General features: G+C 68.3%; 17 protein-coding genes. 8 read left to right on the top strand and 9 right to left on the bottom strand.

Annotation, left to right across the window (positions count from 1 at the left end):
• Position 1 precedes the first annotated feature (1 nt).
• Positions 2–952, top strand: coding sequence for a sugar ABC transporter permease (locus QMA07_RS10765; protein ID WP_290161707.1), 951 nt, complete (start codon positions 2–4; stop codon positions 950–952).
• The gene (locus QMA07_RS10760) at positions 949–1,854 is read left to right on the top strand and encodes a carbohydrate ABC transporter permease (RefSeq protein ID WP_290161706.1); all 906 of its coding nucleotides are present in this window, start codon (positions 949–951) and stop codon (positions 1,852–1,854) included. Before QMA07_RS10765 ends, QMA07_RS10760 begins: the two co-directional genes overlap by 4 nt.
• A 62-nt stretch (positions 1,855–1,916) precedes the next feature.
• Here the strand turns inward: QMA07_RS10760 and QMA07_RS10755 are convergent, their stop codons facing one another.
• The 3 genes from QMA07_RS10755 to QMA07_RS10745 form a co-directional block, all read right to left on the bottom strand.
• Positions 1,917–2,930, bottom strand: a complete 1,014-nt coding sequence (locus QMA07_RS10755) for an aldo/keto reductase family protein (RefSeq protein WP_290161704.1) — start codon at positions 2,928–2,930, stop codon at positions 1,917–1,919.
• A gap of 54 nt (positions 2,931–2,984) precedes the next feature.
• Positions 2,985–4,622, bottom strand: coding sequence for a DUF4407 domain-containing protein (locus QMA07_RS10750; protein WP_290161702.1), 1,638 nt, complete (start codon positions 4,620–4,622; stop codon positions 2,985–2,987).
• Between the two features lie 89 nt (positions 4,623–4,711).
• The gene (locus tag QMA07_RS10745) at positions 4,712–5,278 is read right to left on the bottom strand and encodes a TetR/AcrR family transcriptional regulator (protein ID WP_290161700.1); all 567 of its coding nucleotides are present in this window, start codon (positions 5,276–5,278) and stop codon (positions 4,712–4,714) included.
• Between the two features lie 66 nt (positions 5,279–5,344).
• Between QMA07_RS10745 and QMA07_RS10740 the strand changes: the two genes are divergently transcribed.
• Positions 5,345–5,983, top strand: coding sequence for an NAD(P)H-dependent oxidoreductase (locus QMA07_RS10740; RefSeq protein WP_290161698.1), 639 nt, complete (start codon positions 5,345–5,347; stop codon positions 5,981–5,983).
• Here the strand turns inward: QMA07_RS10740 and rlmN are convergent.
• Positions 5,932–7,221 carry a 23S rRNA (adenine(2503)-C(2))-methyltransferase RlmN gene (rlmN, locus tag QMA07_RS10735; protein WP_290161696.1) on the bottom strand — a complete coding sequence of 430 codons (1,290 nt, stop codon included), beginning with the start codon at positions 7,219–7,221 and terminating at the stop codon, positions 5,932–5,934. The two genes, QMA07_RS10740 and rlmN, sit on opposite strands and share 52 nt — an antisense overlap.
• 70 nt (positions 7,222–7,291) lie before the next feature.
• Between rlmN and QMA07_RS10730 the strand changes: the two genes are divergently transcribed.
• From QMA07_RS10730 to QMA07_RS10715, 4 genes are read left to right on the top strand one after another with little or no spacing between them, the layout of a single operon-like run.
• Positions 7,292–7,846, top strand: coding sequence for a ribosomal protein L7/L12 (locus QMA07_RS10730; RefSeq protein ID WP_290161694.1), 555 nt, complete (start codon positions 7,292–7,294; stop codon positions 7,844–7,846).
• 53 nt (positions 7,847–7,899) lie between these two features.
• Complete coding sequence (gene eda, locus QMA07_RS10725) at positions 7,900–8,538, top strand: bifunctional 4-hydroxy-2-oxoglutarate aldolase/2-dehydro-3-deoxy-phosphogluconate aldolase (protein WP_290161692.1); 639 nt, start codon at positions 7,900–7,902, stop codon at positions 8,536–8,538.
• A gap of 10 nt (positions 8,539–8,548) precedes the next feature.
• Positions 8,549–9,136, top strand: a complete 588-nt coding sequence (locus QMA07_RS10720; protein WP_290161690.1) for an ankyrin repeat domain-containing protein — start codon at positions 8,549–8,551, stop codon at positions 9,134–9,136.
• Positions 9,137–9,143: 7 nt separating this feature from the next.
• Complete coding sequence (locus QMA07_RS10715; RefSeq protein ID WP_290161688.1) at positions 9,144–9,896, top strand: sulfite exporter TauE/SafE family protein; 753 nt, start codon at positions 9,144–9,146, stop codon at positions 9,894–9,896.
• Between the two features lie 46 nt (positions 9,897–9,942).
• Here the strand turns inward: QMA07_RS10715 and QMA07_RS10710 are convergent, their stop codons facing one another.
• The 3 genes from QMA07_RS10710 to QMA07_RS10700 form a co-directional block, all read right to left on the bottom strand.
• On the bottom strand, positions 9,943–10,773 hold the full coding sequence (locus QMA07_RS10710) for an NAD(P)-dependent oxidoreductase (protein ID WP_290161686.1): 831 nt from the start codon (positions 10,771–10,773) through the stop codon (positions 9,943–9,945).
• Positions 10,774–10,803: 30 nt separating this feature from the next.
• Positions 10,804–11,565, bottom strand: coding sequence for an SDR family NAD(P)-dependent oxidoreductase (locus QMA07_RS10705; RefSeq protein WP_290161684.1), 762 nt, complete (start codon positions 11,563–11,565; stop codon positions 10,804–10,806).
• A gap of 170 nt (positions 11,566–11,735) precedes the next feature.
• A complete protein-coding gene (locus QMA07_RS10700) occupies positions 11,736–12,368 on the bottom strand; it encodes a hypothetical protein (protein WP_290161682.1) in 633 nt (210 codons plus the stop codon).
• A 138-nt stretch (positions 12,369–12,506) separates the two neighbouring features.
• Between QMA07_RS10700 and QMA07_RS10695 the strand changes: the two genes are divergently transcribed.
• A complete protein-coding gene (locus tag QMA07_RS10695; RefSeq protein WP_290161681.1) occupies positions 12,507–13,232 on the top strand; it encodes an aminoglycoside 3'-phosphotransferase in 726 nt (241 codons plus the stop codon).
• Between the two features lie 29 nt (positions 13,233–13,261).
• Here the strand turns inward: QMA07_RS10695 and QMA07_RS10690 are convergent, their stop codons facing one another.
• Positions 13,262–14,566 carry a hemolysin family protein gene (locus QMA07_RS10690; protein ID WP_290161680.1) on the bottom strand — a complete coding sequence of 435 codons (1,305 nt, stop codon included), beginning with the start codon at positions 14,564–14,566 and terminating at the stop codon, positions 13,262–13,264.
• A gap of 94 nt (positions 14,567–14,660) precedes the next feature.
• Positions 14,661–15,743 carry a TerC family protein gene (locus QMA07_RS10685; protein WP_290161678.1) on the bottom strand — a complete coding sequence of 361 codons (1,083 nt, stop codon included), beginning with the start codon at positions 15,741–15,743 and terminating at the stop codon, positions 14,661–14,663.
• Positions 15,744–15,849 lie beyond the last annotated feature (106 nt).

Here is a 15,849-nt window from a genome sequence, read left to right as displayed (position 1 = left end):
CGTGACCCGGACCACTCTCGAAGGGGGCTCCGTCGGCACCGCCGGCGGGGCCTCCCCGGCATCCCGCCGGCGCCGCCCGTTCCGTGGCCGCCACGCGCTGACGCTGCTGGCCTTCATGGCCCCGGCGATCGTGTTCGTGTGCTGGTTCACCTACTGGCCAATGCTGCAGGGCGCACGCATGGCCTTCCACGACTGGAACCTCTGGGACCTCACCTCGACCCCGTGGGTGGGCTTCGACAACTTCGTGACCGTCTTCCAGGACCCGGCATTCCCGGTCGTCGCGTGGAACTCGGTGCTCTGGGTCGTCGGCTCGCTCGTGCCTCAGCTGGTGATCGGCTTCCTGATCGCGCTCGCACTGCGCAAGCGGTTCCGCTTCCGCGGGCTCTACCAGGCGCTCGTGTTCTTCCCGTGGGCGGTGTCGGGCTTCCTGATCGGCATGCTGTTCCGATGGATGTTCAACGCCGAGTTCGGTGTCGTGAACGACCTGCTCATGAAGGCCGGCCTCATCGACGCCCCGCTCCCCTGGCTGGCAGATCCGAAGCTCGCGATGTTCGCGGTCATCGTGGCCAACATCTGGTACGGCGTGACGTTCTTCGCGATCATGATCCTCGCGGCGCTGCAGTCGGTGCCCGATGAGATGCTCGAGGCAGCGAGCCTCGACGGCGCAGGCAAGGTGCGCCAGCTGTTCTCGATCATCATCCCGTACATCTCGATGACGCTGCTGCTGACGATCCTGCTGCGCATCATCTGGATCTTCAACTTCCCCGACATCATCTACGCGATGACCAACGGCGGGCCGGCGAACCAGACGCACATCATCACGACGTGGATGATCAACTACACGCAGCAGGGCAACTACGGCATCGCGAGTGCGATCGGACTCATCGTCGTCGCGTTCCTGTTCGTGTTCTGCGCGTTCTACCTGATGGCGATGCGGAAGGTGCAGCGATGACCATCACCGGCACAACAGTCACCGAGACCCGGCGTCTCACCGTTCCCGACATCGCGAAGGCTCCTCGCCCGAAGCGCAAGGTGTCGGTCGGCGGCGTCGTGCGTGTGGTCGGGCTTCTGCTCTGGCTCGTCATCACGCTGTTCCCGCTGTACTGGATCGCACTGACGTCGTTCAAGTCACCGGGCACGATCAACTCGTTCCCGATCGAGTACTGGCCGAGCGAGCCGTCGCTCGACAACTACGTGACTCTGTTCCAGCAGAGCTCGTTCGGGGTCTTCCTCGCCAACTCCGCGATCGTGGCCACGATCGCCGGCGCGGTGGCGACGCTGATCGCGCTGCTGAGCGCCTACGTGATCGCCCGATTCGAGTTCCGCGGCAAGGGCACGGTGCTGGTCGCGTTCCTGCTCACCCAGATGATCCCCGCGTTCATCGCGCTGGGGCCGTTGTACTCGATGATGACCGACCTCGGCCTGGTCGACACCAAGCCGGGCCTGATCCTCGTGTACATCGCGGTCTGCATCCCGTTCTCCACGGTCATGCTGCGCGGGTTCTTCGAGAACGTCCCGGACGCCCTCGAAGAGGCGGCGATGATCGACGGATGCTCGCGCTTCGGCGCTCTGTTCCGCGTACTCGTGCCGGTGATGACCCCGGGGATCATCGCGGCGTTCATCTTCAACTTCGTCAACTGCTGGAACGAGCTGTTCCTGTCGGTGGTTCTGATGAACACCGATGCGAACCGCACGGTGCCCTCGGCGCTGAACGGCTTCATCTCGACGTTCAACATCGACTGGGGTTCGATGTCGGCTGCGGCCGTGCTGACGATCCTGCCGACCATGGTGATGTTCGCTCTCGCGAGCCGCTGGATCGTGCAGGGCCTCACCGCCGGAGCCGTCAAGGAGTAGCCGCCGCCCGCGCACGACGAAGGCCGCCGTTCATACGAACGGCGGCCTTCGTCGTGCGGAGGTCAGACCAGGCGCGACTTCGGCGACCTCGAGTAGGTGACCTCGACGTCTCGGTCGACCGTGTCGCCCAGAGCCGTGTCGATGGCGGCGAGGGTGTCGGCGTCGAGTGTCACGCCGGAGGCCTTGACCGTGTCGGCCAGCTGCTCGGGACGCGAGGCACCGACGAGTGCCGCGGCGACGTTCGGGTTCTGCAGCACCCACGCGATCGCCAGCTGCGGCATCGACAGGCCCGCCTGCTCGGCGATCGGCTTGAGCCGCTGCACCGCGGTCAGGATGTCGTCCTGCAGGAATCGCTTGATGAAGTCGGCGCCGCTGTTCGAGTCCGTCGCACGCGACCCGTCGGGTACCGGCTGACCCGGCAGGTACTTGCCCGACAGCACACCCTGGGCCATCGGCGACCAGACGATCTGCGAGATGCCGAGGTCCTGCGAGGTGGGCACGACCTTGCCCTCGATCACCCGGTGCAGCATCGAGTACTCGGGCTGGTTCGAGATCAGCTGCACACCGAGCTGCTTCGCCAGCGCGTGACCCTCCTGCAGCTGCTCGGCCGTCCACTCCGAGACGCCGATGTAGAGCGCCTTGCCCTGACGGACGACGTCGGCGAACGCCTGGAACGTCTCCTCCAGCGGCGTCTCGTAGTCGAAGCGGTGCGCCTGATAGAGGTCGACGTAGTCGGTGCCGAGGCGCTTCAGCGAGCCGTTGATCGACTCGAGGATGTGCTTGCGGCTCAGCCCGGTGTCGTTCGGGCCCTTGGCACCGGTCGGGAAGTAGACCTTCGTGAAGATCTCGAGACCCTCGCGGCGCTGTCCTTCGAGGGCCTTGCCGAGCACGACCTCCGCCGCGGTGTTGGCGTACGTGTCGGCCGTGTCGAATGTGGTGATGCCGGCGTCGAGCGCCGCGTGCACCGTCTTGACGGCGGCGTCGTCTTCGACCTGCGATGCGTGCGTGACCCAGTTGCCGTAGGTGATCTCAGAGACCTTGAGACCGCTGTTGCCGAGATAGCGATAGTTGACCATGCGACAACGCTACCCGCCACCACAGACACCGGGGCCTGATCGCCGTGACCGGTCTCAGACCCGCGGCTCGACCAGCTGCTCCTGCTCCTCGAGCGTCTGAGCCTGCGCCCGCTTCTCGGCGAGCTCGCGCTCCTCGACCCGCGACCGCTCCTGCGCCGCCTGGGCGGCCTCCTTGCGCTCGGCCCGGGTCTGCGGCTCGGCCGGCGAGGCATCGGCCTGCATGCCCTCCGACTGCACCGTCACGATCGCCGCCCTGTCGCGGAATCCCTCGGCCGTGACCTTGTCGAGTGCGACCTGTCTGCGGATCGCGGCGGCCTTCTCGTAGAGCGACGGGTCGCCGTACGACGTGAGCACCTTGACGAGCACCGGCAGCAGCTCGATCATGAAGAACAGCGCGGCGATCAGGATGTGCGCCCACAGGATCGTCGGCTCCTTCTCACTCAGTCGGTTGAGGCCGCTGATCTGGCTCAGCAGACCGATCGCTCCCGCATTGCCTGATGCCACGGACTCGGCCCGGGCGTTGTACGCGTCGAGCGCCGCGTCATAGCTGTCGCGCGCCGCGGGCAGCTGCGACTGCGCCTCCTCGCGGTTCTGCGTCTCCGACGTGCTGGTGTTCTCCTTGGCTGCGGTGCCGGCCGCGGCGAGCTCCTCGTTGGCGGTGCGCAGCTGCCCGGCGAGCGCGTCGTAGGTCTGCTGCGCCTCGGCGAGCTGGGCCTCGGCGGCATCCGAGCTCGCACCCTCGCCGTTCACGCCGGTGCAGCCCGGCACGGTGCCTGCACCCTCACCCGTGAGCTCGCACTGGTACAGGATGCGCGCCTGGTCGATCACGGCCTGCTGGGCGGTCATCTTGGCGGTGAGGTCGTCGACCGTCGCCTGCGCGGCGGATTCCGTCGCCGACGACGAGTCGGTGCCGGCGACGATTCCGGTGGCTGCCTGGTTCTCGAGCTCGGCGACGCGGTCGGATGCCGCATCCAGCGCCTTCTTCTCGGGGCCCGTCTCCAACGCCTCCTGGTCGGACTGCGCCTGCGTGATGTTCGTGGCGGCGACCTCGCGGGCGATGTCGTTGTGGAAGATCTGCAGCACGAGCGGCTCCGCGACGACGAAGCCGATGATCGCGGCCATGATCACGCGGGGGATCGCGAGCCCGATGAGCTTCCAGACGTTGCGGGTCGACGACATGGTCGACGTCAGGAACCGGTCGAGGTTGAAGATGATCAGCGCCCAGACGACCGCCAGCGGCACGGCGAGCCAGATCGCGGCCTGCACTCCGGTCGTCAACGCGAACAGCATCGAGATCGCCGAGACCAGTGCGGTTCCGGCGAGCACGAAGAACATCTGCACGAACCGTGGGGTCTCGCCGGGAACCCGGTCGAGGATCTCGCCGTCCGCTCCGCCGAGGATCGCGAGCGTGCGCAGACGCGAACCCGGCACGCGCGGCGTGCGCTCGCGGGGCTGCCGGCGGGGCTTCTTCTCGCGCGCGGGAGGGGTGGATGCCGCGGCATCCGGCTCCGCGTCCGCTTCCGCCTCACCGCCGCGCCCGGGGTCGACCGTGTCCGGCGCCTGCAGATCGGCGCCGGTGGGCTCGTACGCACGAAGGAAGTCGAGGTCGTCCGTGTCAGCGTTCGGGTCGCTGTCGAGGATGATCCGACCCTGCGAATCGAACCGTCCGGGGCGGTGAGCGGAATAGGGCATTCCGACAATCTACGAAAGGTCGCCTGTGGAAAACGTGCACGAACCCTGTGTTTCCGCCTCTGCAGGGCCGCCGGCGACCCCGCGAGGGGTCAGCGCGGGAGCATGCGAGTGAGCGCGTCGGCGCTCGCGGCGAGGGCGTCATCGAGCGAGAAGTGCCCCGCGGCGCACAGCGTTCCGAGTCCGTGTACGAGGCCCCATACCCCGGTCACGCTCTGCTCGTCGAGCCCCGCGGTGACGGATGCTGCCCCCAGCAGCTCTTCGAGCTCGGCGATCAACGGGGCCATGGTCTCACTCGGCTCACCGGGGATGCAGACCGTGGGGTCGTAGATGACGTCGAAGCCGTGGGGATGCTCGACCGCGTAGCGGATGTACGCGCCGCCGCCCTCGATCACGGCGGATGCCGGGCCTGATGCCCCCTCGATCGCGACGCGCACCGCGGCGACGAGGTCGGCCATGCTGCGCTCGGCCAGCACCTTGAGCAGCCCGCGACGGTCGGAGAAGTGGTGGTACGGGGCGTTGTGGCTCACATCTGCGGCGCGGGCGACCTCGCGGAGGCTGATCTCCCCCGCAGGCTTCTCGGCGAGCAGCTGCATCGCCGCCGCCTCGAGCGCGTGGGCGAGGTCGCCGTGGTGATAGCCGGATCGGGAACTTGACACAAGCAACATTGTTGCCTATCTTGACAGTGTCCACCACTGCTTGACACTGTCAACATAGGAGTCCGCATGTCTTCCGCCCTGATCATCGACGGCCACCCCGACGCCCGCTCCCTCACCGCCGAGCTCGCCCGGCGGTACGCCGCAGCGCACGGAGATGCGCGCGTCCTCGCTCTGCGCGATCTCGATTTCGATCCGTCACTGCGCTTCGGCTATCGCCGGCGCATGGAGCTCGAGCCCGACCTGATCGACGCCAAGCGCGCCCTCGCCGAGGCCGCGACCGTCACCGTGTTCACGCCGCTGTGGTGGGGCTCGGTGCCCGCGCTGCTCAAGGGCTTCTTCGACCGGGCGCTGCTGCCGCAGCAGGAGTACCGCTACTCGACGCTCGGAATGCCCGAGGGTCTGCTGCCTGCGCGCAACGGCCGCCTGTTCCTGCTGGCCGACACCCCGTGGTTCCTGACGCCTTTCACGGGCCTTCCCGCACAGACGCACGTCGCCCGCGGCACGCTGCGGTTCTGCGGCGTCCGTTCGGTGCGCACCACCCGGATGCTGGGCGTCAAGGACGCGAGCCCCGAGCGCATCACCTCATGGCTCGATCGAGCCGAGTCACTCGGGCGCCGAGACGGCATCCGCGATCGAGGTCGCGGCGCAGGCGCTCAGGCCATCGCGGCCGACGCCGCTTCGTCCTCGGTCGTCGCGACGAGCTGACCGCACGCACCGTCGATTTCCTTGCCGCGGGTGTCGCGGAGGGTCGTCGGAATGCCGGCGTCATTGAGTCGACGCACGAACTCGTTCTGCACCGAGGGCTCCGACGAGGTCCAGATCGACCCGGGGGTCGGGTTCAGCGGGATCGGGTTGACGTGCACCCAACCACGGCCGCGCTCGTTGAGCTTGTCGGCGAGCAGGTCGGCACGCCAGCCATGGTCGTTCATGTCCTTGATCAACGCGTACTCGATCGAGACGCGGCGACCCGTCTTCTCGTAGTAGTACCGGGCGGCGTCGAGCGCCTCATCGACCTTCCAGCGGGAGTTCACCGGGATGAGCTCGTCGCGCAGGTGATCGTCCGGTGCATGCAGCGACAGCGCGAAGGTGACGGGGATGCCCTCGTCGGCGAGCTTCTTGATAGCCGGCACGAGTCCGACCGTCGACACCGTGATGCCGCGCGCGCTCATGCCGAGACCGTCGGGCTGCGGGGCGACCATCGACCGCACCGCGTCCATCACGCGCTTGTAGTTGGCGAGCGGCTCGCCCATGCCCATGAAGACGATGTTCGAGACGCGCTCCATCGAGTGGTCATCGGACTTCTTGCCACCGAGACCGCCGTCGGCGATCAAGCGGTTGGCGCGCACGATCTGCTCGATGATCTCCGCGGTCGACATGTTGCGCGTGAGACCGGCCTGGCCGGTGGCGCAGAACGGGCAGTTCATGCCGCATCCGGCCTGCGACGAGACGCACAGCGTGATGCGGCCGGGGTACCGCATGAGCACCGACTCGACCAGGGCGCCGTCGTGCAGACGCCAGAGGAACTTGATCGTGTCTCCGCGGTCGGTCTCGAGGCGGCGGACCTCGGTGAGCAGCGGCGGAAGCATCCCGGCGACGAGCTGCTCGCGGGTGTCGGCGGGGAGGTCGGTCATCTCCGTGGCATCCGACGTGTAGTGGCGGAAGTAGTGGGTGGAGAGCTGCTTCGCCCGGAAGCCGGGGAGGCCGAGCTCCTTGACCTTCTCGATGCGCTCGGCGGGCGTGAGGTCGGCGAGGTGCACCGGCGGCTTGCCTCGCTTGGGGCTCGCGAACTGCAGCAGCGGGCGCCCCTCGGCATCCTTCTGCTGGGTCCAGCCCTCGGTCGCAGGTCGCACCTGCGGCGTCTTGGTGGAGCGGACGGCCCCCGAACGGGACGACGCGGGTGCCGTGGCGGGGCGCGTCTCGCGCGTGCGGGGAGTCTCGGTCATATCTCCAGGGTACGCGGTGCCGGGTGGGAAGGCCCTGGGGCGGGGCCACGTGCGTCCCTAGACTGAGCGGATGGACATCATCATCGCTGTCGGCGCGGTCATCCTCGCCATCGGGGTCGGCGTGGTGATCATCGGCGCAGCGCTGCGGGCGATGCGCCCCCGGTCTCCCGAGCCCCACGTGTTCACGCCCTCCCCGACGATGGCCCGCTCGGTGGCCTCCACGGCGACATCGACCGCCTCGGCGTCGCAGCTGACTCCTGCGGCGATCGCCGAGATCGATCGGCTCGTCGCCTCGGGACACAAGATCCACGCCATCAAGCTCTACCGTCAGCACACGGGCGTGCGTCTGCAGGAGGCGAAGGACCGGATCGACCACTGGTCGGTCAGCACCACGGCTCCGCATCTCGCCGCCGTGTCGAACGCGTCGGCCGCGCGCTCGGCGATCACGGCGACGCCGTCGTCGGTGCGTGGCGCGCTTCCGGCATCCGTCTCATCCGAGGTCGACCGCCTCGTGTCCGACGACCAGAAGATCCAGGCGATCAAGCTCGTCCGCGAGCACACGGGCCTGGGCCTCAAGGAATCGAAGGACGTCGTCGAGGCCTGGCCGCACCCTCGCCACTTGTAATTACAGGTTACGGTCGGGGAGAATGGATGCGATCCCCCACCGAAGGAGCCCCGATGCCCGACCGTCTCTCCCGCGCCCGCGCCGCCGGCGTCCTCGCCGTGCTCCGCGCGCCCTCGCCCGAGCTCGCCCTCGAGGCGTCCGAGGCGATCATCCGCGGCGGGGTGACCGGCATCGAGGTCACCTTCTCGACACCGGACGCACCGGCCGTGATCCGCGAGCTCATCGCGCGCCACGGCGACGCCGCCTACATCGGCGCGGGCACCGTCACCACCGCCGCGCAGGCCGCACTCGCCGCGGACGCCGGCGCGGAGTTCCTGGTGAGCCCCGGGACTCTTCCCGCGCTGACCCGCGCGATGCTCGACACCGATCGCGTCGTGATGACCGGCGCCATGACGCCGACCGAGGTCATGGGCGCACTCGAACTGGGCGTCGACGTGATCAAGATCTTCCCCGCCTCGCTCGGCGGCCCCTCGTACCTCGGTGCGCTCCGGGGGCCCTTCCCCGACGCCCCGCTGATGCCGACGGGCGGCGTCAGCCCCGACAACCTCGCCGAGTGGTTCCGCGCCGGTGCCGTCGCGGTCGGCGCGGGCGGCGACCTCGCGAACGGCGCCTCGCTCGCCGCATCGGACTGGGCCGACATCGAGCAGCGCTCGGCGCGTTTCGCCGCAGCGCTCGCCCACGCCCGCAGCTGAGGAGTCCCCCATGTCTGATGCCACCCGTGATCTCCTCACCGCGGCATCCGCGGGCGACGCGGATGCCGTGCGCGCCGCCCTCGACGCAGGAGCCGACATCGAGGCCCGCGCCGACGGCGCCATGACGGCTCTCGTCGCCGCCACGAAGGAGAACCGCGTCGACGCCGCACGCGTCTTGATCGAGGCGGGAGCCGACGTGAACGCGAAGGACGACATCCAGGACTCCGCGTACCTCTACGCGGGCGCACGCGGGCATGACGAGATCCTGCGGCTCACGCTCGACAACGGCGCCGACCTCACCAGCACGAACCGCTTCGGAGGCACAGCGCTGATCCCGGCATCCGAACGGGGGCTGCTCGCCACCGTCGAGATCCTGCTCGAAGCGGGCGTCGACCCGAATCACGTCAACAACCTGCACTGGACGGCACTGCACGAGGCGATCGTCCTCGGCGACGGATCCGACGCCTACGTCGACGTCGTGCGCGCGCTCATCGACGGTGGCGCCGACACCACGATCCGCGACGGCGACGGTGTCCTTCCCCGCGACCTCGCCGCAGAGCGCGGTTACGACGCGATCGTCGCGCTGCTGGAACGCTGATCACCCGGTGATCGAACTCGCCCCCCTCGCGTGGGCCGCACTCGGCCTCGCCGCGGTCACGATCGGCATCTCGAAGACGGCACTGCCCGGCGGCAGCATCCTGGCGATAGCCCTGTTCGCGACCGTGCTGCCCGCGCGCACGTCGACCGCCGCGATGCTCCTGCTGCTCATCGTCGGCGACGTGTTCGCCCTGATCACCTACCGTCGCCACGCGCACTGGCCGACGCTGCTGCGGCTGGCGCCGGCCGTGCTCGCAGGGCTTCTGGCGGGCTTCGCGTTCCTCGCGATCGCGGGTGATGGCATCGTGCGTCGCGCGATCGGCGTGATCCTGCTCGCGATGATCGCCATCACCCTGTGGAGACGGTGGCGGCAGAACCGGGCGGCGGATGCCGTGACCCCGGCACCCGGGGGCATCGTGCTCTCCGGCGTCTACGGCACGCTCGGCGGGTTCACGACGATGGTCGCGAACGCCGGCGGACCCGTCATGTCGATGTACTTTCTCGCGACGCGCACACCCGTTCAGGTGTTCCTGGGCACCTCGGCCTGGTTCTTCGCGATCATCAACCTCGTGAAGATCCCGTTCCTCGCGGGGCTCGGCCTGTTCGACGGACACGTGCTGTTGATGGATGCGGTGCTGGCGCCGCTCGTCGTGCTCGGCGCCCTCGGCGGCATCCGCCTGGCGAGGCGCATGAACCAGGTGCTGTTCGACCGCATCGTGATCGTCCTCACGATCGCCGGTGCCGTCTACCTGCTCGTCTGATCTGCCCGCCGTTTCGGGCCTCCGGGTCGCTGAGCCTGTCGACGCGTCAGTCGAGGAAGATGTCGGGGAACAGTCGGTCGTCGGGAGTCCCCGGCACGGCGGCGTACTTCGAGAAGTCGGTGACGCCGTCTGCTTCGAGCACATCCTCGACGATCAGCGTCTGGCCGGTGTATTCGGCCGCCGGCTTGAGCAGCACTGCGTAGGCGGCATCGGCATAGATGTCGGGCGTGCGGCTCGCGGCCATGACCTTGTCGCCGCCGAGCAGGTTCTGCACGGCGGCGGTCGCGATCGTCGTGCGCGGCCAGAGCGTGTTGGCGGCGATGCCGTCGCGGGCGAACTCCGCCGCGAGACCGAGCGTGACCATCGTCATGCCGAACTTCGCAAGGGTGTACCCGGTGTGCGCGCCGAGCCACTTCGGCGTGGGGTTCAGGGGCGGCGACAGCGACAGGATGTGCGGGTTCTCGGCGTCCTTGAGAATAGGCACGGCCGCGCGCGACAGCATGAAGGTTCCCCGCACGTTCACGTCCTGCATGAGGTCGTACTTCTTCGCGCCGAGGTCGAGCGAGCGCGACAGGTCGATGACGCTGGCGTTGTTGATGACGATGTCGATGCCGCCGAACTCGCCCTGCGTCTTCATCACGGCCTCGGTGATGTCATCGTCGTCGCGCACGTCGCCCACGATCGGCAGCGCCTGGCCGCCGGCGGCCCTGATCTGCTCGGCCGCCGAGTGCACCGTGCCCTCGAGCTTCGGATGCGGGGTGTCGGTCTTCGCGAGCATCGCGATGTTCGCGCCGTCGGCCGCGGCGCGCAGGGCGATCGCGAGGCCGATGCCGCGGCTTCCGCCGGACATCAGGATGGTCTTGCCTGCCAGTGACATGGATTCTCCTTGAAGCGTGGGTGCTGCGGGTTACTTCGGCGCCATGCGGATCGCGCCGTCGAGGCGGATGGTCTCTCCGTTGAGATAGCCGTTCTCGACGATCTGCTGCACGAGGGCCGCGTATTCGTCGGGGCGTCCGAGGCGCGAGGGGAACGGCACCTGCTGGCCGAGCGAGTCCTGTGCGGCCTGCGGGAGGCCCATCAGCATCGGCGTCTCCATGATGCCCGGGGCGATGGTGCAGACGCGGATGCCGTAGCGGGCGAGCTCGCGAGCGACCGGGAGGGTCATGGCGTGCACTCCGCCCTTCGAGGCCGAATATGCGGGCTGACCGATCTGACCGTCGAAGGCCGCCACGCTCGCGGTGTTCACGATGACGCCGCGGTCGCCGTCGTCCGTCGGATCGTTCTTCGCGATCACGGCTGACGCCTGTGAGAGGACGTTGAAGGTGCCGACGAGGTTGATGCGCACGATGCGCTCGAAGTCGGCGAGCACCGCGGGGTTTCCCTCACGGTCGAGCACCTTGGCCGGCGGCGCGATGCCGGCGCAGTTGACCACGATGCGCAGCGGTGCTGCGGCCTGAGCTGCGGCGACGGCCGCGGCGGCATCGTCAGCGCTCGTGACGTCGCCGCCCGCGAAGACTCCGCCGATCTCGTCGGCGATCTCGGCTCCGGCCGACGACGGCAGGTCGAGGATCGTGACGACGGCGCCCGCGGCGGCGAGCGTTCGTGCGGTGGCGAGGCCCAGACCGGACGCACCGCCGGTGATGAGAGCACTCGAGCCCTGGATCTGCATGCGGTTCTCCTTCGAAACGTGTGCGACTCAGTGTCAGTTTAGCTGATTCTGAGTTTCAAGCGACACGTCGGGAGCCTGGCATCCGTCGACCGTGTCGATCCCGAGCCTACGCCGCACACGCGGAAGGGGCGGAGCCGTGACGGCCCCGCCCCTTCTGTGCGCCCGAGAGATCAGACCTCGATCTGCGCGGCGATGCCCTTCAGCTTGTGACGCGCGAGCGCGAGGTTCGCCGACGCGCTGTTGAGCACGAGGTAGATGAAGAGACCGTTCGCGCCCGTCGTGTTGAGCACGTTGATCAGGTGGTACTGCGAGCTCAGGGTGATGAGGATGTCGTCGATCTCGTCGGTGACCCCGAGGTCTCGCATCGTGGCGAGCTTGGCGCGCACGACGTTCGAGTTGCCGGCCGCGGCGATCCCGAGGTCGAACGAGGGGTTGCCGCCCTGGGCGAGTGCCATGCCGCTGCCGTAGTCGACGATCGCGGCGCCCGTCGCGCCCTCGATGGCCAGCAGCTGCTGCAGGGCGTCGTCAAGTGAACTCATGTTGTACTGCTCCTCAATGGTGATGCGTACGCTCTCGACGGTGTCGTCGGGCGCGGATGCCTCAGCGTCTCCACTCCAGATCCACTCCACGAACTGGTCGAGATCCCGTTCGCCGGATTCCTGCGACGACACCGCCCGAGCCTTCGGCAGCCCGACCGCGGTCGCCTGAGCGGCGTCCGACCCGGGCACCCCGGATCCGGACGAGGAGGCGTCGGCATCGCTGCCGTGCCGCCGCCACCACTGCGGCCGAGACGAAACGCGCACGAAGACCTCTGTGTGTCGAGTGGGATGGATGTTGCGGTCGCCGACGGCGACCGGGACTGAGACTAATCGCAGATGAACCCCGATAACCGGGAGAATACGTGCATACCGATATACGTTCAGACACGAAGCGAGCGACCCATGAGCATCCCTTCCGCCTCGACGGCGATCCCACCGATCGTGCTGTCTCTGGCCGCGGGCGCCACCCTGACCCCGGTGTGGCTGAACGGCATCGGCGGGCTCACATTCCGCACCGGCGACGGGCGCTACATCAAGTGGGGGCCGCACGACGCCGAGGCGAACATGCGCGACGAGGCAGAGCGGATGAGGTGGGCGCGGCAGTGGATCCCGGTTCCCGAGGTGCTCGATCAGGGCGAGGATGACGCTCACGAGTGGCTCGTCACCGCGGCGCTCCCCGGGCACAGCGCCGTCGATCACCGCTGGAGCGAAGAACCCGAGACCGCCGTGCACGCCGTCGGCGCCGCTCTGAGGGCGTTGCACGACTCGCTGCCCGTCGAGCAGTGCCCCTGGGCATGGGACCCTGCGTGGCGGATCGCGAACGCCGCAGAGCGCGGCGTCACCGTGCCCGCCGACCTGCACGAGCCCCCGCCGGTCGACAGGCTGGTCGTGTGCCACGGCGACGCGTGCATGCCGAACACCCTGCTCGACGATGCCGGTCGACCGCTCGCGCATGTCGATCTCGCAGCCCTCGGCACAGCCGACCGCTGGGCCGACATCGCCGTCGCCTCGATGAGCACCGAGTGGAACTTCGGTCCCGGCTGGGCGGATACGCTCATCGAGGACTACGGAGTCGCCCCCGATCGGGAGCGCCTCGAGTACTACCGTCGGCTCTGGAACGAGACCTGAGGCTCAGGTCCGAGCCTCAGGTCCGACGTTCAGGCCCGGGTGCCGCCGTCTGCGGCATCCGACCCGGCATCATCATGCAGAACCACCCGGATCTCGGCGATCCGACGGCGGTCCACGGCGGTGACCCGGATCGTCGCACCAGGCACCTCGACCGCGTCACCGACCACCGCCAGGCGTCCGAGCATCTCCATCACGAAACCGGCGACCGTGTCCGACGCACCTCGGGGCAGGGCGATGCCGGTGATCTCGGCGAAGTCCTGCAGGTTCAGGCGTCCGTCCAGCGCACCGCCGGCATCCTGCATCCGGTCTTCCGTGTCGTACTCGTCGAAGATCTCGCCGACGACCTCTTCGACGAGGTCCTCGAGGGTCACGATGCCGTCGGTGCCGCCGTACTCGTCGACGACGACCGCGATCTGGTGACCGGCCGCGCGCATGCGGGTCAGGGTCGGCAGCACGCCCGCGGTCGACGGCACGTACTCGACCGGGCGCATGAGACCGAGCACCTCGCGCGTCGCGTCGTCGTGAGCGGCCTCGAAGAGGTCGCGCACGTGCACGAAGCCCACGATGTCGTCGAGCGACGCGTCGATCACGGGATACCGCGAGAACGGCAGCTCCCTGACCTGCGAGATCGCCTCGGCCAGCGTCGCCGCACCGTCGAGCGCGACGACCTCGGGGCGGGGCCGCATCACCTCGCTCACCTGGCGCCCGCGCAGCGACAGCACGTCGTCGAGAATCCGCCGCTCGTCGTCGGGGAGGCTCTGATGCGTCGCGACGATGTCGCGCAGCTCCTCGTCGCTGAGCTCGTCGGCGGCCTTGTTCGGATCGCCGCCGAGCAGGCGCACCACCGCGTTCGTCGACACCGAGAGCAGCCAGATGACGGGCCGCATGACGGTGGCGAAGCCGTCGAGCACCGGGGCGACGGCATATGCGAACTGGGCGTTGCGCTGGATCGCGAGGCGCTTGGGCACGAGCTCGCCCAGCACCAGCGAGAGATACGCGATCACCAGCGTCAACAGCACGGTCGCCAGCGTCAGGGCCAACGGCGCCGCGACGCCGAGGTTCTCGAGCAGCGGCGCGACCGACGGGGCGATCGAGGTCGCACCGTATGCCGCCGACGCGAAGCCCGCGACCGTCACGCCGATCTGCACCGCAGAGAGGAAGGTGTTCGGGTTGCGAGCCAGACTCGCGACCTTCTCACCTCGCCTGCCACGAGCGGCGATGGCATTGATCTGGCTCTCACGCAGGGTGACGAGCGCCATCTCGGTGGCGGCGAACACGCCGCCGACGAGGACGAACACGAACACCAGTGCGATGTTCACCGCGAGGTCGCCCATCAGCGGGTCACCTCACGAGGTGCGGGGGTGCCCGAGGTCATTCGGGCACCGGGTCTGTCAGGGTCTGCGGACGCGTCGGAGCGGCGCGACTGGTTCACGAGTGTTCCTTCTGGGTGTCGGTGGTGAGGGAGGCAGAGGTCGAGGCGGCGGCCGCGGCCGCGGATGCATCGTCGGCCACGATCGGCGAGGATGCCGCATCGAGCGCGTCGCGCTTGTCGTCGCGTCGCGTCTTCATGAGGCTCGCGATGGTGGCGACGGCGATGGTCGCGCCGATGAAGACCAGCGAGAACCAGATCGGGATCTCGGGCACCCACAGCAGCGGCTCTCCGCCGTTGATGAACGGCAGCTCGTTGACGTGCAGGGCGTGCATGACGAGCTTGACGCCGATGAAGGCGAGGATGACCGCGAGCCCCTGGGCGAGGTAGACCAGGCGCTGCAGCAGACCGCCGATGAGGAAGTACAGCTGACGCAGACCCATGAGGGCGAACGCGTTGGCCGTGAAGACGATGTACGCCTCTTCGGTCAGACCGTAGATCGCGGGGATCGAGTCGACCGCGAAGATCAGATCGACGAAGCCGATCGCGATGATCACGAGGAACATCGGGGTGAAGAAGCGCTTGCCGTCGCGCTTCACCGTGAGGCGGTCGCCGTTGTACTCGTCGCTCACCGGCAGGATGCGGCGCACGAAGCGCATGAAGCGGCCGTTGGCCGGGTCGGACTCACCGTGCGCGAACGCCTGTCGGTACGCGAGGAACAGCAGCAGGGCGCCGAAGAGGTAGAAGATCCACGAGAAGTTCTCGATCAGCGTGGCGCCGAGGGCGATGAAGCCACCGCGCATGATCAGCGCGATCACGATGCCGATCATCAGCACCTTCTGCTGATAGATCCGCGGCACGGCGAAGCCGGTCATCACGATGAGGAAGACGAAGAGGTTGTCGATCGACAGCGCCTTCTCCGTCAGGTACCCGGCGAAGTACTCGCCTCCGTAGGTCCATCCAGACACGGTGCCGATTCCGACGCCGAACAGCAAGGCCAGACCGATGTAGAACGCCGACCAGCGCGCGGACTCGCCGATGGTGGGCTCATGCGGCTTTCGCACATGGGCGAAGAACTCGTAGACGAAGAAGGCGATCGTGACGGCGATCGTGATGATCCACACGAGAGGCGTGATGTTCAAGAGGTCTCCAAAAGACGTAGGCGTGACGATGTCGACGCCAAGGTCTTCTCCATTCTCGTGGACGAGAACCGGGGACCCGGGATGCAGGGACATCCGTAATGACGAG

Origin of the sequence: Microbacterium sp. APC 3901, assembly GCF_030407765.1 — a bacterium.
Lineage (GTDB): Bacteria > Actinomycetota > Actinomycetes > Actinomycetales > Microbacteriaceae > Microbacterium.
This window is presented reverse-complemented; position numbering and strand designations above follow the sequence as displayed.